Annotated in this window: 23 protein-coding genes; 13 read left to right on the top strand and 10 right to left on the bottom strand. The window is 72.2% G+C overall.

Going from position 1 to position 26,133, the window contains the following annotated elements:
- Positions 1-7 precede the first annotated feature (7 nt).
- Positions 8-454: a winged helix-turn-helix transcriptional regulator gene (locus ACLQ23_RS08715; protein ID WP_053652701.1), complete on the bottom strand. Its 447-nt coding sequence runs from the start codon at positions 452-454 to the stop codon at positions 8-10.
- Between the two features lie 140 nt (positions 455-594).
- On the opposite strand from ACLQ23_RS08715, the gene ACLQ23_RS08720 reads away from it, so the two are divergent.
- From ACLQ23_RS08720 to ACLQ23_RS08745, 6 genes are all read left to right on the top strand, one after another.
- Positions 595-1,503, top strand: a complete 909-nt coding sequence (locus tag ACLQ23_RS08720; protein ID WP_425880508.1) for an aldo/keto reductase family oxidoreductase — start codon at positions 595-597, stop codon at positions 1,501-1,503.
- A gap of 196 nt (positions 1,504-1,699) precedes the next feature.
- The gene (locus ACLQ23_RS08725; RefSeq protein ID WP_355595380.1) at positions 1,700-2,320 is read left to right on the top strand and encodes a TetR/AcrR family transcriptional regulator; all 621 of its coding nucleotides are present in this window, start codon (positions 1,700-1,702) and stop codon (positions 2,318-2,320) included.
- On the top strand, positions 2,317-3,564 hold the full coding sequence (locus tag ACLQ23_RS08730) for an NADH:flavin oxidoreductase (protein WP_355595382.1): 1,248 nt from the start codon (positions 2,317-2,319) through the stop codon (positions 3,562-3,564). Before ACLQ23_RS08725 ends, ACLQ23_RS08730 begins: the two co-directional genes overlap by 4 nt.
- Positions 3,564-5,267 (top strand): 3-ketosteroid-delta-1-dehydrogenase, encoded by a 1,704-nt coding sequence (locus tag ACLQ23_RS08735; protein WP_355595384.1) that lies wholly within the window; start codon positions 3,564-3,566, stop codon positions 5,265-5,267. Before ACLQ23_RS08730 ends, ACLQ23_RS08735 begins: the two co-directional genes overlap by 1 nt.
- A gap of 103 nt (positions 5,268-5,370) precedes the next feature.
- Positions 5,371-6,216, top strand: coding sequence for an SDR family oxidoreductase (locus tag ACLQ23_RS08740; RefSeq protein ID WP_355595386.1), 846 nt, complete (start codon positions 5,371-5,373; stop codon positions 6,214-6,216).
- A 177-nt stretch (positions 6,217-6,393) separates the two neighbouring features.
- Positions 6,394-7,644, top strand: coding sequence for an HNH endonuclease signature motif containing protein (locus tag ACLQ23_RS08745; protein ID WP_355595388.1), 1,251 nt, complete (start codon positions 6,394-6,396; stop codon positions 7,642-7,644).
- A 77-nt stretch (positions 7,645-7,721) separates the two neighbouring features.
- On the opposite strand, the gene ACLQ23_RS08750 is transcribed toward ACLQ23_RS08745, so the two are convergent.
- Together ACLQ23_RS08750 and ACLQ23_RS08755 are read right to left on the bottom strand one after the other, a co-directional pair.
- On the bottom strand, positions 7,722-8,057 hold the full coding sequence (locus tag ACLQ23_RS08750; protein WP_355595390.1) for a type II toxin-antitoxin system VapC family toxin: 336 nt from the start codon (positions 8,055-8,057) through the stop codon (positions 7,722-7,724).
- A 47-nt stretch (positions 8,058-8,104) separates the two neighbouring features.
- Entirely contained in the window at positions 8,105-8,257 is a 153-nt protein-coding gene (locus ACLQ23_RS08755; protein WP_355595392.1) for a hypothetical protein, read from the bottom strand.
- A 232-nt stretch (positions 8,258-8,489) separates the two neighbouring features.
- On the opposite strand from ACLQ23_RS08755, the gene ACLQ23_RS08760 reads away from it, so the two are divergent.
- Together ACLQ23_RS08760 and glgB are read left to right on the top strand one after the other, a co-directional pair.
- On the top strand, positions 8,490-10,589 hold the full coding sequence (locus tag ACLQ23_RS08760) for an alpha-1,4-glucan--maltose-1-phosphate maltosyltransferase (protein ID WP_334550559.1): 2,100 nt from the start codon (positions 8,490-8,492) through the stop codon (positions 10,587-10,589).
- Positions 10,577-12,679: a 1,4-alpha-glucan branching protein GlgB gene (glgB, locus tag ACLQ23_RS08765; RefSeq protein WP_425880509.1), complete on the top strand. Its 2,103-nt coding sequence runs from the start codon at positions 10,577-10,579 to the stop codon at positions 12,677-12,679. Before ACLQ23_RS08760 ends, glgB begins: the two co-directional genes overlap by 13 nt.
- 7 nt (positions 12,680-12,686) lie before the next feature.
- Here glgB and ACLQ23_RS08770 read toward each other — a convergent pair whose 3' ends face one another.
- Positions 12,687-13,727, bottom strand: a complete 1,041-nt coding sequence (locus tag ACLQ23_RS08770; protein WP_167945096.1) for an App1 family protein — start codon at positions 13,725-13,727, stop codon at positions 12,687-12,689.
- A gap of 115 nt (positions 13,728-13,842) precedes the next feature.
- Between ACLQ23_RS08770 and ACLQ23_RS08775 the strand changes: the two genes are divergently transcribed.
- The 4 genes from ACLQ23_RS08775 to ACLQ23_RS08790 all read left to right on the top strand — a co-directional run bounded on the left by ACLQ23_RS08775 (position 13,843) and on the right by ACLQ23_RS08790 (position 18,165).
- Positions 13,843-15,468, top strand: a complete 1,626-nt coding sequence (locus tag ACLQ23_RS08775) for an ArnT family glycosyltransferase (RefSeq protein WP_425880510.1) — start codon at positions 13,843-13,845, stop codon at positions 15,466-15,468.
- 64 nt (positions 15,469-15,532) lie between these two features.
- Complete coding sequence (yaaA, locus tag ACLQ23_RS08780) at positions 15,533-16,330, top strand: peroxide stress protein YaaA (protein WP_425880511.1); 798 nt, start codon at positions 15,533-15,535, stop codon at positions 16,328-16,330.
- A 103-nt stretch (positions 16,331-16,433) separates the two neighbouring features.
- Entirely contained in the window at positions 16,434-17,126 is a 693-nt protein-coding gene (locus ACLQ23_RS08785; protein ID WP_167945099.1) for a hypothetical protein, read from the top strand.
- An 82-nt stretch (positions 17,127-17,208) separates the two neighbouring features.
- Positions 17,209-18,165, top strand: coding sequence for a TAXI family TRAP transporter solute-binding subunit (locus ACLQ23_RS08790; protein ID WP_053652711.1), 957 nt, complete (start codon positions 17,209-17,211; stop codon positions 18,163-18,165).
- 4 nt (positions 18,166-18,169) lie between these two features.
- On the opposite strand, the gene ACLQ23_RS08795 is transcribed toward ACLQ23_RS08790, so the two are convergent.
- The 3 genes from ACLQ23_RS08795 to ACLQ23_RS08805 all read right to left on the bottom strand — a co-directional run bounded on the left by ACLQ23_RS08795 (position 18,170) and on the right by ACLQ23_RS08805 (position 20,672).
- The gene (locus tag ACLQ23_RS08795; RefSeq protein ID WP_306272162.1) at positions 18,170-19,606 is read right to left on the bottom strand and encodes a sensor histidine kinase; all 1,437 of its coding nucleotides are present in this window, start codon (positions 19,604-19,606) and stop codon (positions 18,170-18,172) included.
- 9 nt (positions 19,607-19,615) lie between these two features.
- Complete coding sequence (locus ACLQ23_RS08800; protein WP_053652713.1) at positions 19,616-20,272, bottom strand: response regulator transcription factor; 657 nt, start codon at positions 20,270-20,272, stop codon at positions 19,616-19,618.
- Between the two features lie 88 nt (positions 20,273-20,360).
- The gene (locus ACLQ23_RS08805) at positions 20,361-20,672 is read right to left on the bottom strand and encodes a hypothetical protein (protein WP_167945101.1); all 312 of its coding nucleotides are present in this window, start codon (positions 20,670-20,672) and stop codon (positions 20,361-20,363) included.
- Positions 20,673-20,773: 101 nt separating this feature from the next.
- Between ACLQ23_RS08805 and ACLQ23_RS08810 the strand changes: the two genes are divergently transcribed.
- Positions 20,774-21,112, top strand: a complete 339-nt coding sequence (locus ACLQ23_RS08810) for a DUF952 domain-containing protein (RefSeq protein WP_425880512.1) — start codon at positions 20,774-20,776, stop codon at positions 21,110-21,112.
- Between the two features lie 53 nt (positions 21,113-21,165).
- Here ACLQ23_RS08810 and ACLQ23_RS08815 read toward each other — a convergent pair whose 3' ends face one another.
- From ACLQ23_RS08815 to ACLQ23_RS08825, 3 genes are all read right to left on the bottom strand, one after another.
- Entirely contained in the window at positions 21,166-22,929 is a 1,764-nt protein-coding gene (locus tag ACLQ23_RS08815) for a CDP-glycerol glycerophosphotransferase family protein (protein WP_425880513.1), read from the bottom strand.
- A 272-nt stretch (positions 22,930-23,201) separates the two neighbouring features.
- Positions 23,202-25,313 carry a DUF6077 domain-containing protein gene (locus ACLQ23_RS08820; RefSeq protein ID WP_425880514.1) on the bottom strand — a complete coding sequence of 704 codons (2,112 nt, stop codon included), beginning with the start codon at positions 25,311-25,313 and terminating at the stop codon, positions 23,202-23,204.
- Between the two features lie 128 nt (positions 25,314-25,441).
- Complete coding sequence (locus ACLQ23_RS08825; RefSeq protein ID WP_425735494.1) at positions 25,442-26,041, bottom strand: TetR/AcrR family transcriptional regulator; 600 nt, start codon at positions 26,039-26,041, stop codon at positions 25,442-25,444.
- Positions 26,042-26,133 lie beyond the last annotated feature (92 nt).

The raw sequence follows: 26,133 nt of genomic DNA on the forward strand, positions 1-26,133 counted from the left end.
CCGGTCATCAGGCTGAGGAACGGCCGTCGTACGTCGCTCGGTTGCGGAGCACCTCGTCCATGTGCGTCTGGGCCCAGCCCTTGAGGCCCCGCATCATGTGGTGCAGCGAGAGGCCGAGGTCGGTCAGCTCGTAGGTGACAGTGACGGGCACGGTCGGCGTCGCCGTGCGCGTGATCAGTCCGTCGCGTTCCAGGGAGCGCAGCGTCTGGGTGAGCATCTTCTGGCTGATGCCGGCCAGGAGGCGCGACAGCTCGGAGTAGCGCAGCGGGCGGGGTTCACCGGTGCAGTCGGCGCCGAACCGGTGGGAGCCGTCGCTGCCCAGCGCGGCCAGGATCAACGTGACCCACTTGTCGGAGATCCGGTCGAGCAGTTTGCGGCTGGGACACTCGGCCAGGAAGACGTCGTACGCCTCCTTGGTCTGTGCTCTCTGCTGGGCCGCCGTCGTCGTCGCCATCCGCGCCGCTCCCCCACCTGTCGGTGTGTTACGCACTTCAAAGTGCCTACTTCCTGTCAGGAAGTTACCCGACCAGAGTGAAGCAGGCACCTGCGCGGCACCGATCGCGCCGCACTCCACCTGGAATCCGAGGTCTGCACATGCGCTCCACGTCCCATCCCGACGACGCCCGTTCCCTTCCCGGCGGCGGCGCTTCCCTTCCCGGCGGCAGCTGGATGCTTGGCGACCTGACCGTCACCCGCTTCGGCTACGGCGCCATGCAGCTTGCCGGCCCCTGGGTCATGGGGCCGCCCGCCGACCACGACGGCGCGCTCGCCGTCCTGCGCGAGGTCGTCGAACTCGGCATCACCCACATCGACACCAGCGACGCCTACGGGCCATACATCACCAACAGGCTGATCCGGGAGGCTCTGCACCCGTACCCCGAATCGCTGCACATCGTCACAAAGGTCGGCGCCACCCGCGACCAGCAGGGCGGTTGGCCCCCCGCCCGCAAGCCCGACGACCTGCGCCGGGCGGTCCACGAGAACCTGGAGAACCTCGGTGTCGAGGTGCTCGACCTGGTCAACCTGCGGCTGGGCAACGCCGAGGGCCCGCAACCCGGCTCCCTGGCCGAACCGTTCGAGACGCTCGTCGACCTCCAGCGGCAGGGCCTGATCCGGCACCTCGGTGTGAGCACCGCGACGGCGCAGCAGGTCGCCGAGGCGCAGGCGATCGCACCGATCGTGTGCGTGCAGAACATGTACAACCTGGCCTTCCGCCAGGACGACGAGCTGATCGACACGCTCGCCGAACAGGGCGTCGCCTACGTGCCCTACTTCCCGCTCGGCGGCTTCAGCCCGCTCCAGTCCGCGGCCCTGTCGGCCGTGGCCGCCAGGTTGGCCACCACGCCGATGTCGGTCGCCCTGGCCTGGCTGCTGCGGCGCTCGCCGAACATCCTGCTCATTGCGGGTACGTCGTCAGTGGCGCACCTGCGCGAAAACGTCGCCGGTGCGGGGCTGTCGCTCTCCGACGACGACCTCGCCGAACTGGACAAGATCGGCAGTTGACGACGCGTCCGCCGCGCGGGGCGCACGGCCGCCTTCGTGCGAGGTGCCCGGCGCCTCGTGCGGCGGTCTCGTTCACTGACCCGGGCGCGCTGCGGTGGTCAGGCCTGGCGCGCTTCCAGATCCTGCCGCGCCACAGGCTGAGGGTGGCCGGAGCCGATTATTGGCGGTTCTTGCCAAAAAAGCTTAAACTCGCCGCATGGCCACCCCTGCCCCTGACGCACCCCGCCGGCGCGGCCGACCCACCGTGCTCGATCCCGAGGCGGTCGGCGCGGCGGCCCTGCGCCTGTGGGCGGAACGCGGCTACGGCGCCACCGGCTGGGACGACATCTCCGCGGCCACCGGGATCAGCGCCCGTACTCTGATGCGGCACTTCCCGTCGAAGGCCGCCCTCGCCTGGGTGGGTGTTCCCGCGGCCACCCGACGGCTGGCCGACGCGTTGCGCGCGCTGCCCCTCGACGCCCCGCTGTCGGACGCCCTGCGCGCCGCCGTGGTCGCCTCCGTCTCCGACGAGGCTCCCGTGCTCAGCGCGGGCGGCTACTGGATGCGGATCGTCGCGGAGGAGCCCGAGCTGTCCACGGACGCCGTACGTGCCTACGCGCCCTGGACCGAAACCCTCGCCCGGGAGATCGCCCGGCGCCGGCCCGGCGCGCCCGAGTCGGTCTACCACGCCGCGGCCACCGCCTACCGGGAGGCGGCCCAGGCCGCGCTGTACGACTGGGCCCGCAACCGCCCCGGCGACTCCCCGGCCCACGCCGTCGACAGCGTGCTGCGCTGGCTCGACATCCGCATCACCACCCCCCAGGAGGACACCCCGTGACCGCCAGGCCCCCGGCCCCCGACCCGCTCGCCCCCGCCACCCTCGGCCCGGTGAGCATGCGGAACCGCATCATCAAGTCCGCCACGTTCGAGGGGGCGACGCCAGACGCCCTGGTCACCGACCGTCTGGTCGAGTACCACACCGCCGTGGGCCGGGGCGGCGTCGGCATGTCGACGGTCGCCTACCTCGCGGTCGCGCCCGAGGGGCGCACCGAGCGCGGCCAGATCTACTGGCGGCCGGAGGCGTTGCCGGGGCTGCGCCGGCTGACCGAGGCGGTGCACGCCACCGGCGCCAAGGTCAGCGCGCAGATCGGGCACGCCGGTCCGGTGGCCAACTCCCGCTCGAACGGACTGCCATCCCTCGCGCCGTCTCTACGGTTCAACCCCCTGGCGATGGGCTTCGACCGCGCCGCGACCCACGACGACCTCCGCCGCATCGTGGCCGCCCACGGCCAGGCCGCCGCGGCGGCGCGCGAGGTGGGCTTCGACGCCGTCGAGGTGCACCTGGGCCACACCTACCTCGCCGGGTCCTTCCTGTCGCCGAAGATCAACCGACGCAAGGACGAGTTCGGCGGCACCCTGGCCAATCGTTCGGACTTCTCGCGCCGGATCCTGGCCGCCGTCAAGGAGGCCGTGGGCGACGACGTGGCAGTCATCGCCAAGATGAACATGACCGACGGTGTACGCGGCGGCTTCGACCTCGACGAATCGATCCCGTTCGCGCAGATGCTGGAGGCCGACGGGCACCTGGACGCCCTCGAACTCACCGGCGGCTCCTCGCTGCTCAACCCGATGTTCCTGTTCCGGGGCGACATCCCGCTGGCCGCGATGGCCGCTCCCCAACCGCCGGTGCTGCGGCTCGGCATGCGGATGTTCGGCCGGTTGCTGTTCCACGACTATCCCTACCAGCCGCTCTACTTCCGCGATCTCGCGCTCCAGTTCCGCCGCGAGTTGTCCATGCCGCTGATCCTGCTCGGCGGCGTCACCGACCTCGACGGGATGCGGACCGCCATGGACGACGGCTTCGAGTACGTCGCGATGGCCCGCGCCCTGCTGCGCGAACCCGACCTGATCAACAAGATTCAGCGGGACGCCACCACCCGGTCGCAGTGCACGCACTGCAATCTCTGCGCCGCCAGCATCTTCACCGGCACCCACTGCCCCCTGGACGCCGAGGGCACCGCGGCGCTCGTCGCCGCCGGCACCCGGCCCGTCGCTGTCACTGTCGGACGGGAGGGACTCTGATGCCCGTACCCCGGCAGCCCCGGTCGACCACCGTCGACCTCGTCGTGATCGGCTCCGGCACCGGCCTGGCCGCCGCGCTCAGCGCCCACGAGGCCGGCCTGTCCGTCGTGGTCGTGGAGAAGTCGCGGTGGGTGGGCGGCTCGACGGCCCGCTCGGGCGGCGCGTTCTGGATTCCCGCCAACCCGGTGCTGGCCGCCGGGCGTTCCGGCGACACGATCGAGCGCGGCGCCGAGTACCTGGCGGCCGTGGTGGGAGGCACCGCGCCCGAGGAGCGCTGGCGCAGCTTCCTCGACCACGGCACCGCCACTGTCGAGATGCTCGCGCGGACCACCCCGATGCGGTTCTTCTGGGCGCGCGGCTACGCCGACTACCACCCGGAGTTGCCCGGCGGCGCAGCCGTCGGGCGGAGCTGCGAGTGCCGCCCGCTCGACCTGAAGATCCTGGGCGCCGACCGCGCACGCCTGCGCCCCGCCGTCCTCTCCGCACCCGTGCCCATGCCGGTCACCGGCGCGGACTACAAGTGGCTCAACCTCATGGCGAAGACACCCGGCCGCGCACTCCCCCGCATCGCGACCCGCATCGCGCAGGGCATCGGCGGCCTGGCGCTGGGCCGCGAGTACGCAGCCGGTGGACAGGCCATCGCCGCCGGCCTGTTCGCCGGTGTCCGCCGCGCCGGCATCCCGGTGTGGACCGAGACGTCGATGGAGCGTCTCGTGATCGAGGAGGATCAGGTCGTCGGCGTCGAGGTGCGCCACGGAGATGCGACATCCGTGGTACGCGCGGGACGAGGCGTCGTGATCGCCACCGGCGGCTTCGACCACGACCTGCCGCTGCGGCACGCCCACCACCACCCCGACCTGCGGGACTGGAGCCTCGGCGCGGACAGCAACACCGGCGACGGGATGCGCGCCGCGCAGGAGGCCGGCGCCACCACCGACCTGATGGAGCAGGCCTGGTGGTTCCCCGCCGTCGCGCCGGTCGGCGACGCCGCGCCACAGGTGCTCCTCGCCGAACGGTCCCTGCCCGGCTCGCTGATGGTCGACGACACCGGCCGCCGCTTCGTCAACGAGTCCCGCGACTACATGACCTTCGGCCAGACGGTGCTCGACCTCGCCCGCGAGCGCGGTTCGCTGCCGACCATGTGGCTGCTCTTCGACCAGCGGTATCGCAACAGCTACGTCTTCGCCGGCGCGCATTTCCCCCGGGCCCCGCTGCCCCGGTCCTGGTACGAGGCGGGCGTCGCGCACCGGGCCGGCAACCCGACGGACCTCGCGCGCGCCATCGGCGTGGACGCCGACACGCTGCGCGCCACCCTCGCCCGGTTCAACCAGCTCGCCGCCGCTGGCGTCGACGACGACTTCCGGCGGGGCGCCAGCGCGTACGACCGCTACTACGGCGACCCGACCGTGACGCCCAACCCGAACCTGCGGCCCCTGTCCGGCACCCTGTACGCCGTCCAGGTCGTGCTGTCCGACCTGGGCACTTGCGGCGGGGTACAGACCGACGGCTTCGGCCGGGCGCTGTCCGGCGCGGGAGATCCCGTCCCCGGCCTGTACGTCATCGGCAACGCCGCCGCCAACGCCTTCGGCCGCACCTACCCCGGGGCGGGGGCCACCATCGGCCAGGGGCTCGTCTACGGCTACATCGCGGGGCGGCACGCCGCAGGCAGGCTCCCCGCCGCGACTGCGCTGCCGATCAGCTAGCTATCGGCGCAATCGCCAGTCAAGGCGACCGCCGCGTGTCACCATCCGGCGAGACGGGGCGGCCGGGTCCGATCGGCCGCCCCCGAAGGGAAGAGGAACCGACATGGGTACGTACGCGGTGACCGGTGCCGCCTCGGGGATGGGCCGGGCAGCCGCCGAGCGGTTGCGTAGCGACGGGCACACCGTCGTGGGCGTGGACCTGCGGGACGTTGAGGTCATCGCCGACCTCTCCACCCCGACGGGGCGCGCGCAGGCGGCGGCCGAGGTATTGGAGCGCGCCGGGGGCCGGCTCGACGGGGCGGTCTGCGCCGCCGGGCTCGGCGGCATTCCCGGGCGGGACCGGATCGTGCAGCAGGTGAACTTCTTCGGCGTGGTGGAGCTGCTGGAGGCGTGGCGGCCCGCGCTGGCTTCCGTCGGCAACAGCAAGGTCGTGGTGTTCGGCTCGAACTCCGTCACGCTCACCCCGATGGTGCCGGAGCGCGCCGTGCGCGCCCTGCTCGCCCGCGACGCGGGCAAGGCGCTGCGCGTGGTGGGGCGGTTCGGCAAGCGCTCGGCGCCGTTCGCGTACGCCAGCTCCAAGCTGGCGGTCACGCGGTGGGCGCGGCGCAACGCGGTCTCGCCGCAGTGGGCGGGCGCTGGCATCCGGGTCAACGTCCTGGCTCCCGGCATCATCGCCACCCCGCTGCTTGACGAACAGATCGCCCGGGGCGAGAAGGAGGCGGTCGAAGGGCTGCCCGTACCGATCGGCGGGCGTGGCAAGCCGGCGGACGTCGGCGAATGGGTGGCGTTCCTGCTGTCGCCGGCCGCCGACTTCCTCTGCGGCTCGGTGATCTTCCTGGACGGCGGCTCGGACGCCTACTTCCGTACCGACGACTGGCCCGTTTCCACCGGCCCGGCCGGTGTGCTGCGCTACCTGCGGCGCGCCAAGGCGTGGCGCGCCCAGCACTGAGCAGCACGCACCCGTCGGGCGGGGAATTCACACGTGCGCCGGATGCCCACCAAGCTGCCGGTCTGACGGTAGAGAGCGATTCCCCGCACCGACGTGATCCGGTGGCCCGGTGACCTGCGCGCCGGCAGCGCACTTGCCGCGCCGGAAAGTGTCGTACACGTGTTCTAGTCTTTGTTGGTGATCGATGCGTTGGCGCAGGCAGAGGCCGCTGTGGCGGTCTGCCTCGACCGCGCCACCTGGGCCGTCGACGAGCGGGGCCTCGTCGCCGCCCTGGACGCCGCCCACCGCCTGGAGCAACGCCTCGCCGCGGTCAAGCTGACCCTCGTACGCGAGCTGGACGGTCGAGGCACGGCCACCACGCAGGGTGCGTCCTCGACGGCGGTGTGGCTGCGCGACCGCCTGCGCCTCGGTGTCGGCGCCGCGCGCCGTCTGGTCGAGCTCGCCGCCGCGCTCGACGCCGCGCCGACCGGTGTGCGGGACGCGCTGGCCGGCGGGGCGGTCACCGTGGAGCAGGTCCGGGTCATCGCCGACACTGTCGAGACAGTGCACAGCGCTGCCGGCGCGGAGGCCGCCGACAAGGCCGTCGGTGTCCTCGTCGACTGGGCCGCGCAGTTCGACGCCGCCCTGCTGCGTAGGCTCGGCACCCGGATCCTCGACCACGTCGCCCCGGAGATCGCCGACCAGGCCGCCGAGGCGGCGCTGCGGGCACAGGAGTCGCGGGAGGCCCGCGACAGGCATGTGACAGTGAGCGAGCAACCCGACGGGCGGCTGCGCCTGTCCGGCGTCCTCAACACCGAGGCCGCCGCCCTGTTGCGCGCCGCCATCGACCCGCTGACCACGCCCTCCGGGCCGGACGACACCCGCTCCGCCGGGCAGCGCCGCCACGACGCGCTCGCCGACGTGTGCCGGCTCGCCCTGCGCACCGGAGACCTGCCCGAGAACGGCGGCGACGTCGCCCAGATCGTCGTCACCACCAGCTACGACGAGCTGACACGGCTGCTGGGCGCCGGCGCTCTCGACATCGGCCAGCAGCTCACCCCCGAGGCCGTACGTCGGCTCGCCTGCGACGCCGCGATCCTGCCCGCCGTCCTCGGCGGCACCGGCCAACCACTCGACGTCGGTCGGCAACGCCGCCTCATCACCGGCCCGCTCCGTCGGGCACTCGTGTTGCGCGACGGCGGCTGCACCTTCCCCGGCTGCGACCGTCCGCCCCGCTGGTGCGACGGCCACCACATCCGGCACTGGGCCGACGGCGGCGACACCAGCCTGGCCAACGCGGTGCTGCTCTGCGGTCACCACCACCGCCACATCCATGCGGGCGACTGGGTTGTGCGTCTGGGCGGCGACGGCCACCCCGAGTTCATCCCACCTGCCTGGCTCGACCCCGACCAACTCCCCCGCCGCAACCACTACCACCGGCGCACATAGAGAAGGACCCGGGAGGCGATCAGTCGCCCGGCGTGATCAACGTCAGGGTCGGGAAGTACGTGCGGTATCGCGACCCGTCACGGGTCAGCAGGTTGTATCGGGCAGACGGCCGCATGCGCGCCGATGTAGAAGTCGGCCAACGGCGACCGCTTCGCGCCGTCCAGCCTCCGATATCGCGCGTACGCCTTGCCGGCGAGGAAGCCCGCGGGGTACGGAAGCTCTTCGCGAAGGAAGTCCGCGGCGGGCAGCGCCTCGTCCAAATCCTCGATGCGGTCGAAACGGACCGACACCTCGGCGTACACGATCGGGTTGATCACCAGGTTGCCGGCATCCCGGGCCTCGGCGAGAGCGTTGCCGGACCACTCCGCCCACTTGGGGTCGTCGGATGTCCAGCAGCACGTTGGTGTCGTCAAGCGTCGTCGTCGCATCCGGCGAGCGGGACGGCAGGGCACGGAACCGGTCACTCGCCACGCAACAACGCCATCAACTCCTCGGTGGACATGTGCTCGGTGTCCTTGGCGCTCCCCCTGCCCCGCATGTGACGGACGAGCCGCTGCCCCCGGGTATCCGCACCGTGAACGCGGACGATGCGCAGAGCACCGCCCTCGTCCACCACATCGACCTCGTCGCCCTCATGAAGGTTGTACTGAGCTCGCAGCGCCGGCAGGGATGATGACCTGACCCTTGCTGTTCAACCGCATACCCATCCCCCTATCACGTGTCACACACCATGCGCGACATGTCGGAGCATGCATCATGCTTCACGCCTTCTATCGGCCGCGTCAGGTTGCCAACGTCCGATGCTTGGCCGCGCGCGAGCCGATCTCGCACAGTAGGTTGGCGGGGTGACTGGACGGTTCCCGATCGAAGACGTCTCCCCCGTCGTCTCGTGCGGGCGGTACCCGGCGAAGGCGGTGGTCGACGAACCGGTTCCGGTGTCGGCACGCGCCTACCGGGAGGGGCACGACGCGCTGGGCTGCAACGTGGTGTGGGCCGGCCCGAACGGCGAAACCCGGCCGTTCACCCGGATGCGCCCCGGCGAGCCCGGCCAGGACCGCTGGCACGCCACCATCACGCCGGACGCCGTGGGCGAGTGGACGTTCTCCGTCGAGGCGTTCCAGGACCCGTATTTGACCTGGCAGAACGCGGTGACCAAGAAGATCGCCGCCGGGCAGGGACCGGCCGAGTTGGCCAACGACCTGGCCGAGGGCACGCGGGTGCTCGCCGCCGCCCGGGACCTCGTGCCGGCGAGCGACCGGCCCAGGCTCGCCGACGCGCTCACCGCGCTCGCCGACACCGACCTGCCGCTGCCGCAGCGGGTCGGCCCGGCGCTGAGCCTGGCCGACCTGCTCTGGGAGCACCCGGTGCGGGAGCTGGTGACGGCCGGTGAGGCGTACACCATCTGGGTTGACCGCAAGCGGGCGCTCTACTCGGCCTGGTACGAGTTCTTCCCCCGCTCCGAAGGGGCGGCGGGCGGCCGGTCGGGCACCTTCGCCACCGCGACCGACCGGCTGCCGGGTGTGGCCGCGATGGGCTTCGACGTGCTCTACCTGCCGCCGATCCACCCGATCGGCCGCATCAACCGCAAGGGCCGCAACAACGCGCTCACTGCCGGGCCCGACGACGTGGGCTCGCCGTGGGCCATCGGCGCCGCCGAGGGCGGCCACGACGCCATCCACCCCGACCTGGGTACGCCCGCGGACTTCCGCGCCTTCATCGAGGCGGCGGCGGCGCAGGGCCTGGAAGTCGCCATGGACCTGGCGTTGCAGTGCGCGCCGGACCACCCGTGGGTCACCGAGCACCCGGAGTGGTTCACCACCCGGGCCGACGGCAGCATCGCGTACGCGGAGAATCCGCCCAAGAAGTACCAGGACATCTACCCGGTCAACTTCGACAACGACCCCGAGGGCATCCGGGCCGAGGTGCTGCGGGTCGTGCTGCACTGGGTGGGCGAGGGCATCCGGATCTTCCGGGTGGACAACCCGCACACCAAGCCGTTCGACTTCTGGCACTGGCTGATCGCCGAGGTCAAGACCGTCGACCCGGACGTGCTCTTCCTGGCCGAGGCGTTCACCCGGCCCGCGATCATGCACGGGCTGGGCAAGATCGGCTTTACGCAGTCGTACACCTATTTCACCTGGCGCACGACGGCCGCGCAGATGCGGGAGTACTGCGAGGAACTGGTCGCGTCGGCCGACTACATGCGGCCGAACTTCTGGCCGAACACCCCGGACATCCTGCACGAGTCGTTGCAGCACGGCGGCCCGCCGATGTTCAAGATCCGGGCGGTGCTTGCCGCGCTGCTGTCCCCCTCCTGGGGTCTGTACGCGGGCTACGAGCTTTTCGAGCACGTGGCCCGACCGGGCGCCGAGGAGTACCTGGACAACGAGAAGTACGAGCTGCGGCCCCGCGACTGGGCCGCCGCAGAGGCGCAGGGCCGCTCGCTGGCACCGTTCCTGACCACCCTCAATCGGGTACGCCGGAACAACCCGGCCCTGCACCAGCTGCGCAACCTGCGGTTCCACGAGATCGACAACCCGGCGCTGCTCTGCTGGTCCAAGCACGACCCGGCGACCGGCAACACGGTGATCGTGGTCTGCTCGTTCGACTCGCGCGAGGTGCAGTGGGGCAACACGACACTGGACATGCCGGCGCTCGGCTTCGACTGGCACGAGCGGTTCACAGTGCACGACGAGTTGACCGGCACCAGCTACAACTGGGGTCAGCGCAACGCCGTGCGACTCGACCCGTACCTGCAACCGGCGCACGTGCTGACAGTGCGTCGCCCCACCCCGCCGACCACGCCGGAACCGGCGGGCGCCGAGCCGGCGGACCTCACCGTCGCCGAGGTGCCCGACGAGCTCTCCGGCGGCACCGCACCGACGACCCCGGCACCAGCCGCCCCGACCGACGCCGCCCCGAAGGACGCCCGATGGACCAGCTGATCACCGGCGCGACGCACGACCCGCACGCACTGCTCGGCGCGCACCCGACCGACTCCTCGACGACGGTCCGGACGATGCGCCGGGGTGCCGGCGACGTGGTGCTGCTCGTCGGCGACGAGCGCTACCCGATGAAGCGGGTGCACGACGTCGGCGTCTTCGAGGCGCAGGTCGACGGCACAGTGCTCGACTACCGGGTGGAGGTCGACGGGGCCGTCCACGACGACCCGTACCGCTACCCGCCGACCCTCGGCGAACTGGACCTGCACCTCATCGGCGAGGGACGGCACGAGCGGCTGTGGGACGCGCTCGGCGCGCGGGTCTTCGACGAGGGCGTGGCGTTCAGCGTGTGGGCACCCAACGCCCGGGGCGTGCGGGTGGTGGGCGACTTCACCGGCTGGGCGCCCGACGACGGGTGGCCGATGCGCTCGCTCGGGTCCAGCGGCGTGTGGGAGCTGTTCGTGCCCAATGCCCGCGTCGGCGCCCGCTACAAGTTCCGGGTCCTCGGCGCCGACGGGCAGTGGCGCGACAAGGCCGACCCCATGGCGGCGTACGCGGAGGTGCCGCCGGCCACCGCGTCGGTGGTGTACCACTCGACGTACCGGTGGAACGACGCGGACTGGCTGGCCCGACGCGCCGAGCGGCAGCCGCACCAGGAGCCGATGAGCGTCTACGAGGTGCACCTCGGCTCGTGGCGGCCCGGCCTGGGCTACCGCGAGTTGGCCGAGCAGCTCACCGCGTACGTCACCGAACTGGGCTTCACGCACGTGGAGTTCCTGCCCGTCATGGAGCACCCGTTCGGCGGTTCCTGGGGCTACCAGGTGACCGGCTACTACGCGCCCACGTCCCGCTTCGGCGACCCGGACGAGTTCCGTCACCTCGTCGACGAGCTGCACGCCGCAGGCATCGGCGTACTTTTGGACTGGGTTCCCGCCCACTTCCCCAAGGACGAGTGGGCGCTGGCCCGCTTCGACGGCACCCCGCTCTACGAGCACCCCGACCCGCGGCGCGGAGAGCACCCCGACTGGGGCACGTACGTCTTCGACTTCGGCCGCCGCGAGGTGCGCAACTTCCTGGTCGCCAACGCGCTCTACTGGTGCGACCAGTTCCACATCGACGGGCTGCGGGTGGACGCGGTCGCCTCGATGCTCTACCTGGACTACTCCCGCAACCACGGCGAGTGGGAGCCCAACAAGTACGGCGGTCGGGAAAATCTGGAGGCCATCGCGTTCCTGCAGGAGGTGAACGCGACGGTCTACAAGCACCACGCCGGCGTCGTCATGATCGCCGAGGAGTCCACGGCCTGGCCGGGAGTCACCCAGCCCACGGCCGAGGGCGGGCTGGGCTTCGGGTTCAAGTGGAACATGGGCTGGATGCACGACACCTTGCTCTACACCTCGAAGGACCCGATCTACCGCCAGCACCACCACCATCAGCTCACGTTCTCCCTGGCGTACGCCTGGAGCGAGAACTACGTGCTGCCGATCAGCCACGACGAGGTGGTGCACGGCAAGGGCTCGCTCGCCGGCAAGATGCCCGGCGACACCTGGCAGCGGCTGGCAAACGTGCGCGTGCTGCTGGCGTACATGTGGGCGCACCCCGGCAAGCAGTTGCTCTTCATGGGCTCCGAGCTGGCCGACGACAGGGAGTGGAGCGAGGAACGCGGCCTCGACTGGTATCTGCTGCACGACCCCGCCCGCGCGGGCGTGCAGCGGCTCGTCGGCGACCTGAACCGGGTCTACCGGGACACGCCGGCGCTCTGGGCACAGGACACCGAACCGGCCGGGTTCCGCTGGATCGCCGGTGACGACGTCGCCAACAACACCGTGTCGTTCATCCGGATCGCCCCGGACGGCTCGACGCTGGTGTGCGTGGCGAACTTCTCCGCCCAGCCGCTGCACGACTACCGGATCGGGTTGCCGGCCGGCGGGACGTGGATCGAGGTGCTCAACACCGACGCCCACCACTACGGCGGGTCGGGCGTGGGCAACCTGGGCGCGGTGCACGCCGAAGACGTGCCGTGGCACGGAATGGTGGCGTCGGCGGCCCTCCAGGTGCCCCCGCTGGGTGCCGTGTGGCTCCGCAGGAACTGACCCGACGTCAGACCAGGCCGGCGTCGCGGAGCAACTGCCACAGCCCCGCGCCGTCCGGCGCGGACAGCCACTTCTGCCCCACCGGCCCCGCCGACGAGGCGCCGGCCGGGGCCGGCAGGCTACCGGCAAGCACCGCCTGGGTCGGGGAGAGCCTGCGGATCGCCACCCCGGCGACGTTCTCCGGGTGGGCGGCGGCGAACTCGCGGTAGATCTCCTGGTCGTGCTGGCCGTCGTCGCCGACAAGCAGCCACTTCACGTCGGGGAACTCCTTGGCCAGCCGGGCCAGGGTGCTGCGCTTGTGTTCCATGCCGCTGCGGAACCAGCGGTCGGCGGTCGGACCCCAGTCGGTGAGCAGCAGCGGCCCGGCCGGGTAGAGGTGCCGGGAGAGGAACCGGGTCAGCGTCGGCGCGACGTTCCACGCGCCGGTGGACAGGTAGAACACCGGGGCGCCGGGGTGGGCGGTGACAAGCCGCTCGTAGAGGACCGCCATGCCGGGCACGGCGTTGCGGGCGTGCTCGTCGAGGACGAAGGTGTTCCACGCGGCGAGCAGCGGCCGGGGCAGCGCGGTCACCATCACCGTGTCGTCGATGTCGGACAGGATGCCGAACGTGACGTCCGGGTCGAGGATCCGCACCGGCGCGTCGACCGGCTCGGCGTCGGGCACGCTGAGCCGCACCGAACCCCAGCCGGGCGGCAGATCGGCCTCGACGAGCGTGTCGACGAAGCCGCTGCGGTCGGCCTGCGCCTCACACCGCACCCCGCCGGCCTCGATCTGCACCGTGACGTGCTTGGCGGGCAGGGTCGTGAAGCTGCGCCAGCCGCGGACCTTGTCCAGGCGACCCCGCTGACGGGTGTCCGGACGGCCCAGCAGCACCCGGCACATCACGCGTACCCAACCGGGGCGGCCGTAGCCGGCGTACGCGACGATGTTCATGCGCCAGCCGGTGCGCCGCAACCGGCGCTCCACGAGCTGGTGCACGGCGTCCTCGATCCGCGCGGCCCGGTGCAGGTTCGGCACGGCCAACTGGCCGGCGGGAGTGGGTGGCACCCGCCAACCCTGCCACACGTCGGCAGCAGCGGCCACGCGAGCGGGCCCGGCTGCGGCGATCCACCTCGGCGACCCCGGCGGACGTGAAACACTCCGTCGGAGCGACGACGGGGGCGTGGTCGTGTCACATCCAGAGCTGCACCGTGGGCGGTGGCGTCCGCGACTCGACCGGCCGGCGCTCGTCGCGCTGCTGTTCGGGCTGATCGGCGTCGGGTACCGGCTGGTCCTCACGCTGTACACAGTGCCGTCGTCGAACAGTGACGAGGCGACCTTCGGGCTGGCCGCCCTGCACATCGGGCAGGGTCGGGAGCGCCCGGTCTTCCTCTACGGCCAGCACTACATGGGCATGCTGGAGTCGTATCTCGCCGCGCCGCTGCTCGCGGTGACCGGGCCGAGCTGGCCGGTGCTGCGGCTGCCGATGCTCGCCCTGTACGCGGTGTTCCTCTACCTGATCTACCGGCTCACCCGACGCATCTGCTCACCGTGGTTCGCCGTCCTCGTCGTGGGCCTGCTGGCGCTCGGGGCGGAACGGGTGGTGCGCGACCAGCTCACAGTCGTCGGCGGGCGGCCGGAGGTGAAGCCGGCGGTGCTGCTGATGCTGCTGATCACCGTGGGGCTGGCCGCCGGGACGGTACGCCACCGCCGGCTGGCCGTCGCCCTGTTCGGCCTGTTCGTCGGGCTGTCCGCCTGGTCGGACTGGCTGATCCTGCCGTACCTGGCGGTGGCCGGGCTGGCGCTGGTCTGGGCGCTGCGGCGGGACCTGCTCGGCCGGTCCGGTCTGCTGCTGGTGGCGGGCTTCGCCGTCGGCGTGGCACCGATGCTCTGGGACAACCTGCGGGCCGGTCCGGGCGAGGACTCCCTGTCGGTGTTCCGGCAGGTCAGCACCAAGGCCGGCCCGATGCCGCAGTGGTCGGAACGGATCCGGGGTGGCCTGTTGGAGGGGGTGCCGCTGGCGCACGGGCTCTGCCCGGTGGACGGTTGCGGCCGCTGGCAGCAGTGGTTCGGGCTGCTCTACCCGGTGCTGCTGGTGGCCGCCGCCGTGCTCGCGGTGCTCGCGTACCGCCGGGCCACGAACACGCCACGCGGCGCGCGGGTCGGGCCGGTGGTGCACCTCGCGCTGGTCGCCGGCGCGGCGTTGACACTGCTGTCGTACGTACGCAGCCCTCTCGCGGCGACAAGCCCGTTGGACAACGCCCGCTACCTGTCGGTGCTGCAACTGTCGCTGCCGGCGGTGCTCTGGCCCCTCTGGCTGGCGGCGGTCGCCGCCTGGCGGGGCACTGTGGGCGCGCTCGGCCGGCTCACCGGCGCGCTGGCCACCGCCGCACTGGTCGCGCTGACGGTGACCACGCTCGTGGTCACAGTGCTCTTCGCGACCACCGGCGTCGCCGCGCCCAGGACCGAGGAGCGCCAGGCCCGGGAGTTGGCCGCCGCGTTGCGCGCCCACGGCCCCCACGAGGTGTACGGGGACTACTGGACCTGCAACCGGCTGGTGTTCAACACCGACGAGACGGTGGTGTGCGCTGTGCTCGACGGCGACCTGTCCCCCGGGCAGAACCGCTACCGGCCGTACTGGCGACAGGTCGGGCGGTCCGAGCGGCCGGGCTATGTGGTGGAGGCCGACTCGCCGATGGACCGGAGGCTGCGCGGGTTGCTCGCCGACCGGGCCGACACCGCGCTGGTGCGGGAGGTCGGTGGCTATCGCGTGTACCACCCTGACACCCCGGTACGGCCCTGGCGGTAACGACGGGTCGTACGCTGGCCGGGCCGGCGCGTGGGGCGCCGTACCGCCCGTCGAGGAGACCCCGATGCTCATCCTGCTGCCACCCTCGGAGGGGAAGGCCGACGCCGGCACCGGACGACGGTGGAACCCGGACAAGCTCTCGCTGCCCGAGCTGAACCCGGCCCGCGAGCGCGTTCTCGACGCGCTGGTGACGCTCAGCGACGGGCCGGACGAGGAGGCGGCCCGGGCCGCGCTCGGCCTCAGCGAGGGCCAGCGCGGCGAGCTGCGCCGCAACGCCCGACTGCGGGTGGCCGCCACCGCGCCGGCCGCGCAGATCTACACAGGTGTGCTCTACGAGGCGCTGGACCTGGCGTCGCTGCCGGCGGAGGCGCAGCGGGCGGCACGCCGGTCGATCCTCGTCAGCTCCGGGCTGTGGGGCGCGGTACGTCTCGCCGACCGGATCCCGCCGTACCGCTGCCCCATCGGAGCACGCCTGCCCGGCATCGGGGCGCTGTCGGCGTACTGGCGTGGGGAGCTGGCGCCGGTCCTGGCCGGCGCGGCAGGCAGAGGCCCGGTGCTGGACCTGCGCTCCGGCGCGTACGCGGCGACCTGGACGCCCCGCGGCGACCTGGCCGAGCGGACGGTCACCGTGCGGGTGTTGCACGAGCGCGACGTCGACGGTGTTCCGGTGCGCTCGGTGGTGAGCCACTTCAACAAGGCCACAAAGGGTCGGCTGGTCCGTGATCTGCTGCTTGCCGGGGCACGGCCACGAACCGCCGCAGGGCTTGTCGAGGTGCTGCGCGAGCTGAAGTACACAGTCGAGGAGGAAGCACCCACCGCGGGCCGAATGCGGCAGGTGGACCTCGTTGTCACCGTCCTGTAGGGGCGGCTGCCGCAAATTTTCCTCAAGGCTGGGCGGCAACGGTTCCGCAACGGCCCTGCAGACGCCACGGTAGGGGAACCCAGACTCCGACGAGGGAGCCCCGTTGGCCCGCGATCCCGCTCTGCTCGAACGGCCCCGCCCACCGGTGACAACACCACCTCCGCTGGACTGGCTGACCCTGGGCGACGCGTTCGAGGCCGCCTGCCTGCTGCGCTGCGCGGCACCGCCCACCACCACCCGGCCGGCTGCCGCGCTCCCCTCGCACTCACCGTATGTGGAATTCAACAGGGAGGACGCCGCCCAGCGGATGCGGCAACTGCTCGGCCGCCTCGACATCCCCGTCACCCAGGAGGTGGCCGTCGGCGGTCTGCGCCGCCGCTACGAACTGCACCGCCTCGAGGTGTCCCCGGCGCACCGGGGCTCGTACACCCGGCTCATGAACGCCGGCTGGTGGCAGGGCCGACGGGAGCTGCTGGGCGGTCCCCTGCCGGGCGCCTCGCCGGCCCGTCGGCTGTGGGTGTCCCGGCTCGCGGCGGCGGCGTGGCGGTCGGCGCTGCTGGCCGGCGGGCGCCACGTGCGGCGGCACATCCTCGGCGTACGGATCACCGACCGGGAGTTGGCCGCCGTGCTGGTCCGAGGCGCGGCCGTGTTGGACGTGCCGGCAGTGCTCCGCGCGGGTACCGGTTGCTGCCTGGTGAGCGTGGCCGACGGCCCGGACCGGGAGCGCATCCTGCGGAGTGCGTCGATGGAGGCGGCTCGCGGCACGGTGTCGGAGGTGACACTCCGCGCCGGCTGAACCGGGCAACGCCGCGTCGCCGTGCTGACCGGCCGCCGGGACGAGCTTGCGCACCGCCGCTCGACGGCGCACAGTGCACCGCGTGAGTCGTACCTCGTCGGGCCGGGTCGGTCACCGCCGCGCGGGAACGGCCGCGCTGTTGCTGATCGCGGCCTTCCTTCCCGCAGGCTGCCGGGAGGCCCGCGCCGAACCCGTGGCCATCCGCATCGCCACCGGCAGCCCCACCGCCGTCTACCACGCGTTCGGACAGTCCCTGGCGACCATCCTCAACCGGGAACTGCCCGGGGTACGGGCCACCGTGGTGGTCACCGCCGCCTCGGCGGAGAACGTCCGCCTGGTCGGCTCCGGTGCGGCCGAACTGGGCTTCACGCAGGCGGACGTGCTGCCCACCAACCCGGCGGACGTCCCGTTGGTGGACGCGGTCGCCCGGGTGTACGACGACCAGTTGCACCTGGTCACTACCGACGGCGGGCCGGTCCGCACGCTCCAGGACCTGCGCGGCCGGCGGGTCTCCGTGGGCGCACCCGGCTCCGGTACCGAGATCACCGCCATGCGACTGCTGGAGGTGGCCGCGCTCGGCGGCCCCGACGGAGTCCACAGGGAGCGTCTCGGGCTGGACGACTCGGTGGCCGCGCTGCGCTCCGGACGCATCGACGCGTTCTTCTTCTCCGGCGGTCTGCCGGTGCGGGGCATCGATGACCTGGCTGGGCAGAGAGCCACCCGGATCGTGGACCTCGGTGAGTGGACCGAGCTGCTGCGCGTCCGCTACGGGCAGGTCTACGTCTCCCGGGACATCCCCCGCTCCGTGTACGGCGTGATGTCCGTGACCACGGTGGCCAACCCGAACTATCTGATCGTCCGGGCCGACCTGCCGGAACGCCTGGTGCGGGAGGTGACCCGGCTGCTTATGGAACGCCGGACCGAGCTGGCCGCCGCGCATCCGGCGGCGGGGCGGATGAGCCCCCGCTCGGCGATCGCCACCGCCCCGCTGTCGCTGCACCCCGGTGCCGCCGCCTGGTACCGGGCGGCGAAACCCTGATTCGCTACCGCGCCGAGGTGGGCCGCAGGTCGACCGCCAGGTCCTCCTCGTCCACAGCGTCCGCAGGCGGTACGGGTGCGGGCGCTGGAAACCACAGGCCGGCAACGAGCCCCTGCGGCTTTCCCGACCGCATGGTGAGCCGACCGTCGGACGCGTCCACAAGCACGGCGACGATGGTCAGGCCGAGCCCGGCGCCGTCGACGTTCTGCGCGTCCGGCGCCCGCCAGAACCGCTCGGTGGCCTGACCGAGCTGACTCTCGGTCATCCCCGGGCCGGTGTCGCGCACCTCCAGGGCCACCCCCTCGTCCTGGTAGGCCACCGCCACCGTCACCACCCCGCCGGCCCCGCTGAACTTCACCGCGTTGTCGATCAGGGCGTCCAACGCCTGGTCGACGGCGGTCGGCACGGTCAGGGCGTACGCCGGAGCGTCCGTCACGGCGAGCCGCAGCGTGACCGACTCACGCCGGGCCAGCGGCGTCCACGCGGCCACCCGGGACGCGGCCACCGCGGCGGCGTCCACCGTGACCCGCTCGTTCTCCTCGCGTTCGGCCCGGGCCAGAGTGAGCAGGGCGTCGAGCACCAGCGCCAGCCGGTCGGTCTCCTCCAACGCCAACCGGTGCTCGGAGCGCCCGTCGGGGTCGGTGAGGCTGGGCCCGAGCTCCTCCACCCGCAGCCGCAGCGCGGTGAGAGGATTACGCAGCTGGTGGCTGGCGTGCGCGACGAACGCGCGCTGCCGGTCCATCACGTCGGACACCACGTCGGCCATGTGGTTGAAGCTCGTCGCGAGCCGGCGCAGCTCCGGAGGGCCGAGCCGGTGCTGCACCCGGGCACGCCGGTCACCCTCGGCGATCTCGTGGGTGACCGCGTCCAGCTCGGTGACCGGGCGCAGCACCCACCCGGCCAGCCCGAACGCCGTGAGGACACACGCCAACACCACGAGCAGGCCTGCCACGGCGAGCAGCAGCCACCAGGTGACGACGGCCCGTCGGATCTCGTCGGCCGGCGTCACGATCACCACCGCGCCGAGCACCTCGCCGCCGTCGTTGATCGGCACCGCCACCACCACCGGGCCGGTCGACCAGGGCCACACCAGATCGGGGTCGCTGACCTGCTGGCCGGACAGCGCGGTGTCCAGGACCGTTGAGGTATCGGCGGCCTGCCAGAGCGCCGAGCCGACCACGATGTCCCGGTCCCGGTCGACGACGGCCGCGCCGATCCCGTACAACTCGTCGTAGCTGCGCAGCTCCGCAGCGATCGGGCCGGGCACGCCGCCGCGCAGCGCCGGCCCGGCCAGCGAGGCGAACCGGGTGGCGTCGGCGAGCCGGTCGGCGCGGACCCGCTCGGTCTCCCGACTGGCCAGGGTGATGGCCAGCGGGCTCTCCAACGCGACGAGGACGAGCACCATCAACAGGAGGTAGCTGATCACCAGTCGACGGCGCACGGCAGCCCCTCACGCATCGCGCAACCGGTAGCCGACTCCGCGTACCGTCTCGACCAGGCGCGGGTCGCCCAGCTTGCCGCGCAACGACCCGACGTGCACCTCGACGGTGTGCCGGTCGGCCCAGGTGGTGCCCCAGGCGTCGAGCAGGATCCGGTCGCGGGGCACCGCCACCCCCGGCTGGCGGGCCAGCGACAGCAGCACGTCGAACTCCTTGCGGGTCAACGTGACAGCACGCCCCTCCACGGTCACCGCGCGGGCAGCCACGTCGATGCGTACCGTCCCCGCCTCGATGAGGTGCCGCTCGGGGGCGGCGTTCGCGGCCCGTCGCAGCACCGCCTCGATCCGCGCCTGCAACTCGACCATCGAGAACGGCTTGACCACGTAGTCGTCGGCGCCCAGGCGCAGGCCGAGCACCCGGTCGCGTTCCTCGCCCCGCGCTGTCACCGCGATGATGCCGAGCTGGTTGCTGCGCCGCCGCAACTCCCGGCACAGGTCGGTGCCATCTCCGTCGGGCAGGGTCAGGTCGAGCAGCACCAGGTCGCACGGGGCGGCGGAGAGCGCTGCGGCGACGGTGGCGGCGTGCTCGACCTCGTAGCCGCGGCGGGTGAGGGCGGAGGAGAGCGCTGCGGCCACCCGACGGTCGTCCTCCACCAGCAGGATCCGCACCCGTGCCCTCCATCCCTCGCAGCGCCGTCCTGCGAATGGTCGCAGAAGGGCATTGCGAGCGGGAGGGCCGCCTCCCGGCCGCCCGCGATCAGAGACCGAAGACGTCGTCGGCGACAGCGTCCCGGACGCCGTCGGCGAAGCCCCGGAACCCCGGATCGTCGTGGCGGGCCGGCACGCTCGTGACCTCGACTCCGCTGGCCTGGGTGACCGCGTCGACAAGAGGTGGGTAGTCGATCTCGGCGTCGTTGAAGGCGTCGTCGTCCGCCTCGGCCAGGTTGATCACATGCTGCACGTCGTCGGACGGGGTGTCCGGATCCTCGGCCCACTCACCGCCGGCCCGGTAGCACTCGTCGTACAGCGCACGCTGGGTGTCGGTCCAGTCGTCGTCGTAGCTCGCCATCGTCCATCCCTCCACGGCCGCTCCACCTGAGCATGCCGGGCCGCGACCGGCGTCGGCGGCGGTACGGCCGAAACGCGTACCGGCCGACGTAGGCTGCGGAGATGATCTACAAGCTGTTGCCGACAGTCGAGTGGGACGATGCCCGGACCTCCGGCAGCTTCACCGGTTCGGCCGTGGACCGGCAGGACGGCTTCATCCACCTGTCCGCCGCCGACCAGGTGGTGGAGACAGCCCGGCGGCACTTCACCGGCGCCACCGGGCTCACACTGCTCAGCGTCGACGAGCAGCCGCTGGGCGACGCGCTGCGCTGGGAGCCGTCGCGGGGCGGGCAACTGTTCCCACACGTGTACGGCCCGCTGCCGGTGACGGCGGTGGTGGCGGCGCAGGCGTTGCCGGCGGACACTCCGGTCGCCGACGCGGTGGCCGCGCTGCTCGGCTGACACGACAGCGCCCGGTCCGACGTGTGTCGGGCCGGGCGCGGGTCGCCGTAGGGTCAGCGGCAGAGGCGGGCGATCTCCTCCTGGAACCGGTCCATCGGGTTCGCCTCGGCGGGGCCGAGCAGGTAGGTCTTCAGCTCCCGGCGCGCCTCGGTCATCGGGTCGTCGCCGGCCCGGGTCACCGTCACGATCTTCTCCAGCTCACCGCAGTCCTTGGAGAGCAGGTACGCGGCCCGAGCCGTCGGGTACTGCCTGCGGAATTCGTCCTCCGGCAGGCCGGCCGGGTTTGCCACCACGTACGGCCGCTGGCTCTGCACGAAGTCGGACACCACGCTCGACACGTCGCTGATCAGCAGGTCGGTCTGATTGAAGCAGTCGAACAGCGCCGGCGTCCGACCGGTCACCACCAGGTGCGCGGTGCCGTCCAGAGAGGACGCATCCGGGTTGCCGCCGGCGGCGCGGATGGCCGCCACCACGCGCTCGTGCACGGCCCGGGCCGCCTTGGAGCGCGACCCGGTGAGCGGGTGCGGCTTGTAGATCAGACGCAGCCGGGGAGTCGTGGCCAGCAGCCCCTTGACGATCCGCTCACCCATCAACACCAGCGAGGTGTGGTACGGGTCGTCGTCGAGCCAGCCCTCCCAGGTCGGGGCGTAGAGCACTGTGAACGGCCGGTCCACCGACTCGGCGCCGAAGGTGTGCACCCCGGCGAGCTGCGGCCGGCCGATCTCGACGATGTCCGAGTCGAGCACTCCCACCCCGGCCCGGGCGTACCGCTCCCGGCCGGCCAGGCCCGCGACCCAGACCTCGTCGTACACCTTGCTGTAGGGGTTGACGCTCGCCTGCTTGTCGCTGTCGCCGTGCCCGACGAAGATGTGCTTCGTGCCCGGCTCGCGGAGCATGTGGATGTTCGCGCCGACGTTCGCGGCGTAGAGCGCCACACGGACGCTGCCGAGTTCGAGGTTCATGAAGTCCACCCCGGCCGGTACGCAGATCACCGGCAGCCGGGTGTCGGCGAGCTCGGCGAACGCCTCCTTGCTGCGCAGCAGGACCACCGCGCGCTGGTTCAGCGCCTCGGTCGGCGCGAGCCACATGTTGGCCTGGTAGACGTCCTTGGCGGGCCCGGCGAAGTAGAGCGCCACCTCGGGCTGGTTGGTGTCCAGCCAGCGCTGCACGGCGGCCATCAGCGTGCCCTGCCCGGCCCCCTGGCCTCGGCCGCGCAGCCAGGTCAGCGCCACGATCGCGCCCACCACACCGGTCGCCACGACCGCCACCCCGCCAGCGACGAAGAACGGCGTCGGGTCGTGCTGCACCGCGGCGGCCACGGCGGCCGGCACCAGCAGCAGGTTGAGCAGGGGCATCCGGTCCCCGGCGACCGCCGCCGCCCAGGCCGGCGGCTGGGGGGCGGCGCGCAGCGGGCCCAGCTCGATGTTGCGCACCATTGCCGAGAGCGGGTTACGACGTTCGATCATTGTGGAGAACGCCCCGGCGAACACCGACACGACCCACACCGCGGCCGGCAGCGCCAGCAGCAGGGTCAGCTCTCCGCCGCGCAACCGCACCTCGGCGGCGACCAGGAGCACGGCGGCGAGGTCCCGGGTCAGCTGCCGGTACGACCAGTGCAGGCCGACCTTCTCCAGGAGCAGCTGCGACGACGGTGACCAGCGGGCGACGGCGAACTCGCCGATGATGGCTGCCAGCCCGGCGACGGCGAACAGGCCGACCCAGCCGAATACGCCGCCGACGAGCATGAGCAGATAGGCCAGCACCAGCAACGCGCTGTGGGCGGCCACTCCAAGGCGACCTGTCAACGTGCCGAACAAAGAGTTCGCTCCCTACGATTTCCAGGACGGGCCGGAGCCCTCGGTGGGTCGACGGCACTCCCCATCGCGCACGGACGGCCATGCCCAGGGGTGCGGCAGGCCACGGCGGCTGTGGTCCGGATTCCCGTGCGACGGCCGGCAGCGCGTGACTGCGACCTTAACGCGAGGGGACAAGGAGGCGTCGCTCGGGTATCCACCACCATTTCGGTCAAAGCTCGTACCTCGGCCGGCCGGGCCCGCTGCGGGCCCGGCCGAACCGATCGACGATGCGCTCAGCCGGCCCGCCGGAAACAGGTTGTCGCGCCGGGCGCCCGCCGCTTCGCGAACTCCTGGTAACCGAGCTGCGGTGCCATCTCACGGGCGTACCCGTTGCCGTTGTAGACGCAGATGGTGCCCACGTCGAGCCGGTCGAGCGCCGGTGCCAGCTCGGTCGACGTCGGCTTCTCGGTGCCGTCGGCGAAATCGGAGAGCAGCAGCCGGTCCTTGGCGAACTGGGATTCGAGGTCGTACTCGACGAGGTAGAAGTCGCGGGGCAGGACGACCCGGACCTCGCTGGTGACGATCAGGGACGTCCGCATGATCGTCTTCGGGGCGAGCAGCAGTCCCGGCGGCCGTTCCAGTCCCTTGATCCAGAAGGCGATGGACTGGCGCTGCTGGGGCAGCTTCCAGGTGGGCCTGTCGTGCACCTCGACCCAGCTCGTCGCCGACCACATCGGGGTGGCGAAGATGGCGAACGAGGCGACCAGCGCTGCCGCGAGCCCGCCCGCCGCCGCGCGTCGCAGCAACGGCGTGGGCGCCGGCACCCGCGCCGTGCAGAGCAGCCCGATCAGCGTGGGCAGGGCGAGCAACCACGGCACGCGCCACAGCACCACCGAGATGCCGCTCAGCGCGCTCAGCGCCTCCAGCACACCGGGCACGAACATGACGCTCAACGCGAGCGTCGCACCGGCGGTGAGCAGCGCGGGCGTACGTCGACGCGCCAGCAGCGGGCCGCACCAGAGCGCCAGGCCGCTGATCACCCCGACCACGCCGACCATCAGCGTCCGCTTGTAGGTGTAGGCAGCGTCGAAGAAGGCGTCGTCCGCGCCGTCTGCGCTCAGCCCGCCGAGGACCAGGCGGGACACCACGAGCGAGCCGATCGGGTACGCGAGCGCCGCCACGCCCGCCACGACTGCGGCCTTCCACCGCCCGACAAGCAGCATGGCGAAGCCTGCGGCGCCGACAAGCATCGGCAGGATGATCGCGGCAGTGGTGGTGAGACCGATCGCGGTGATCGAGAGCGCCACGATGAGCACCAGGCTGCGCCGGGACCGGGTGTCGAACCACTCGGTCAGGTAGAGCCACATCAGCGGGATGACGGCCGAGACGAACATGCCCTTGCCCTCGTAGAGGCGGGGCAGGTGGAACGTGCCAAGCGCGGCGTCCCCGCCGACGACCAGGTAGAGGTACGCGATGGCCACTGTGAAGGCCAGCACCGGACGGCGCGGGGCCCACCGGTGGGTCAGCCGCCACAGCGCCAGCACCGCGAGTACCGCGAGGATCGGCAGCATCAGATACCAGGTGGCCGACGCGGCGTGGATGCCCAGCACGTTTCCCAGCGCGCCGTTGAACACCTCGATCGACGGGATGGGCGGCTGCGAACCCATCGCCGGCAGGACGTTCTCGGAGAACAGGAAGTCGTTGAGCGGGATGAGATCCCGCTCGGCGATCCAGACCGACTTCCCGACGTAGTAGACGTCGTCGGGCGTGTTCCGGGCCAGGAAGAACGAGGAGATCGCCACAAGCACCGACACGACCAGCGCGTACGCCGACTGCGCCGCGGTCGGCGCCGGCCCGATCGAGGTGGGCGTCGGGCCGGCCAGCCAGACCCGGCGCAGCAGCAGGATCCCCCCGATGGCCGCGAGCAGGCCGGACACCGCCGGAATCCACCAGGAGACACCGGCGCCAGTGCCGATCACACCGGCGGTGAGCGCGGCCACCGCGGCGGCGACGAGCACGCCGATCAGCAGACGGCGGTCGACGACGGGTCGCGTGTCGGTCGACGCGACAGCTTCGGGCTGTTCACTCTCCGCGCCGGTGGCGGCCGAGCGGCGGCGGGCACGTACCAGCGCCACCACAGCGAGCACCACGCAGGCGAGCAGCCAGATCCGGAAGGTCACCGACGGACGCAGGGCGAAGATGAAGGCCGCGTGATAGATCACGGTGAAGAGCGCGAACGCGACAACGGCGCCATCGGTGAGCAGCGCCGGGGCGGCGGCCACCAGCGCGCGTACCCGCGCTGCCGGGCTTCGGTCGGGGCCGACGGCCGGCCCGGGTGCCTGTGCGGACCGCGACGGTGGGTCCGAATCGGTGGGCGCGACGGCGATGCTGTCGACGTTGGCCACGGGCGTCCTTCTCGTCAGGGCGGGGATCAAGGGAGGTGTCGGCCTGGTGACGGCCGAGTGTCAAGGGGGCAGCCTAGCCGAGGTGAACGGGATGGTCGGTCCTTGCGCGGCGGGTGTCGCGCGGCCGCTCAGCCGGAGGCTGGCGCCACCCTCGGCTGCGGCAGGGAAACGCTCGCGCCGAGCGCGACGGCAACTGATTCGACAAGGTTGTCCAGGTAGCTGTCGGTGAGCGGCAGCCGGGCGATGGCGAGCCGCCAGTAGAGCGGGCCGACGATGAGGTCGACGGCGGCGTCCGGGTCGGTGTCGGCGGGCAGTTCGCCGCGCTGCACGGCCCTGGTGATCAGGCGACCGCCGATCTCCTGCTGCCGGGCGTGCAGCACCTGGCGCAGGGTCTGGTCGATGGCCGGGTTGCGGGCGGCCTCGGCCAGCAGGTCCGGGATGATCTGCGACGCGAGGGGGTGGCGCAGCGCGTGCGCCACCGCCTGGAACAGCAGCGCGAGGTCGCCGCGCAGGGTGCCGGTGTCCAGCACCGGCAGCTTGCCGTGCGCCGCGGCGGCGACGAGTTCCACCACCAGGTCGAGCTTGGAGTTCCACCGTCGGTAGATGGCGGTCTTGCTGACGCCGGCCCGGCGGGCCACCGCCTCGATGGAGAGCCGGCCGTAGCCGACAGCGGCGAGCTCCTGCATCAGCGCGCGGCGGATGGCGGTGGTGATCTCGTCACGCAGCACCGCCGCACCGGCCGGGGCACGCCTCTTTTCGGTCGTCACCAGAGACTCTTCTCGCAGGTCACGCCGGCCAGCGTAGCGCAACGACGGTACGG

This window comes from Micromonospora sp. DT41, assembly GCF_049841715.1.
Taxonomy (GTDB): Bacteria; Actinomycetota; Actinomycetes; order Mycobacteriales; family Micromonosporaceae; genus Micromonospora; species Micromonospora profundi.

What these genes read in the sequence shown, in the direction of transcription:
- ACLQ23_RS08715 (WP_053652701.1), bottom strand. Translation starts at nt 454, where the DNA reads ATGGCGACGACGACGGCGGCCCAGCAGAGAGCACAGACCAAGGAGGCG.
- ACLQ23_RS08720 (WP_425880508.1), top strand. Translation starts at nt 595, where the DNA reads ATGCGCTCCACGTCCCATCCCGACGACGCCCGTTCCCTTCCCGGCGGC.
- ACLQ23_RS08725 (WP_355595380.1), top strand. Translation starts at nt 1,700, where the DNA reads ATGGCCACCCCTGCCCCTGACGCACCCCGCCGGCGCGGCCGACCCACC.
- ACLQ23_RS08735 (WP_355595384.1), top strand. Translation starts at nt 3,564, where the DNA reads ATGCCCGTACCCCGGCAGCCCCGGTCGACCACCGTCGACCTCGTCGTG.
- ACLQ23_RS08740 (WP_355595386.1), top strand. Translation starts at nt 5,371, where the DNA reads ATGGGTACGTACGCGGTGACCGGTGCCGCCTCGGGGATGGGCCGGGCA.
- glgB (WP_425880509.1), top strand. Translation starts at nt 10,577, where the DNA reads ATGGACCAGCTGATCACCGGCGCGACGCACGACCCGCACGCACTGCTC.
- yaaA (WP_425880511.1), top strand. Translation starts at nt 15,533, where the DNA reads ATGCTCATCCTGCTGCCACCCTCGGAGGGGAAGGCCGACGCCGGCACC.
- ACLQ23_RS08805 (WP_167945101.1), bottom strand. Translation starts at nt 20,672, where the DNA reads ATGGCGAGCTACGACGACGACTGGACCGACACCCAGCGTGCGCTGTAC.
- ACLQ23_RS08810 (WP_425880512.1), top strand. Translation starts at nt 20,774, where the DNA reads ATGATCTACAAGCTGTTGCCGACAGTCGAGTGGGACGATGCCCGGACC.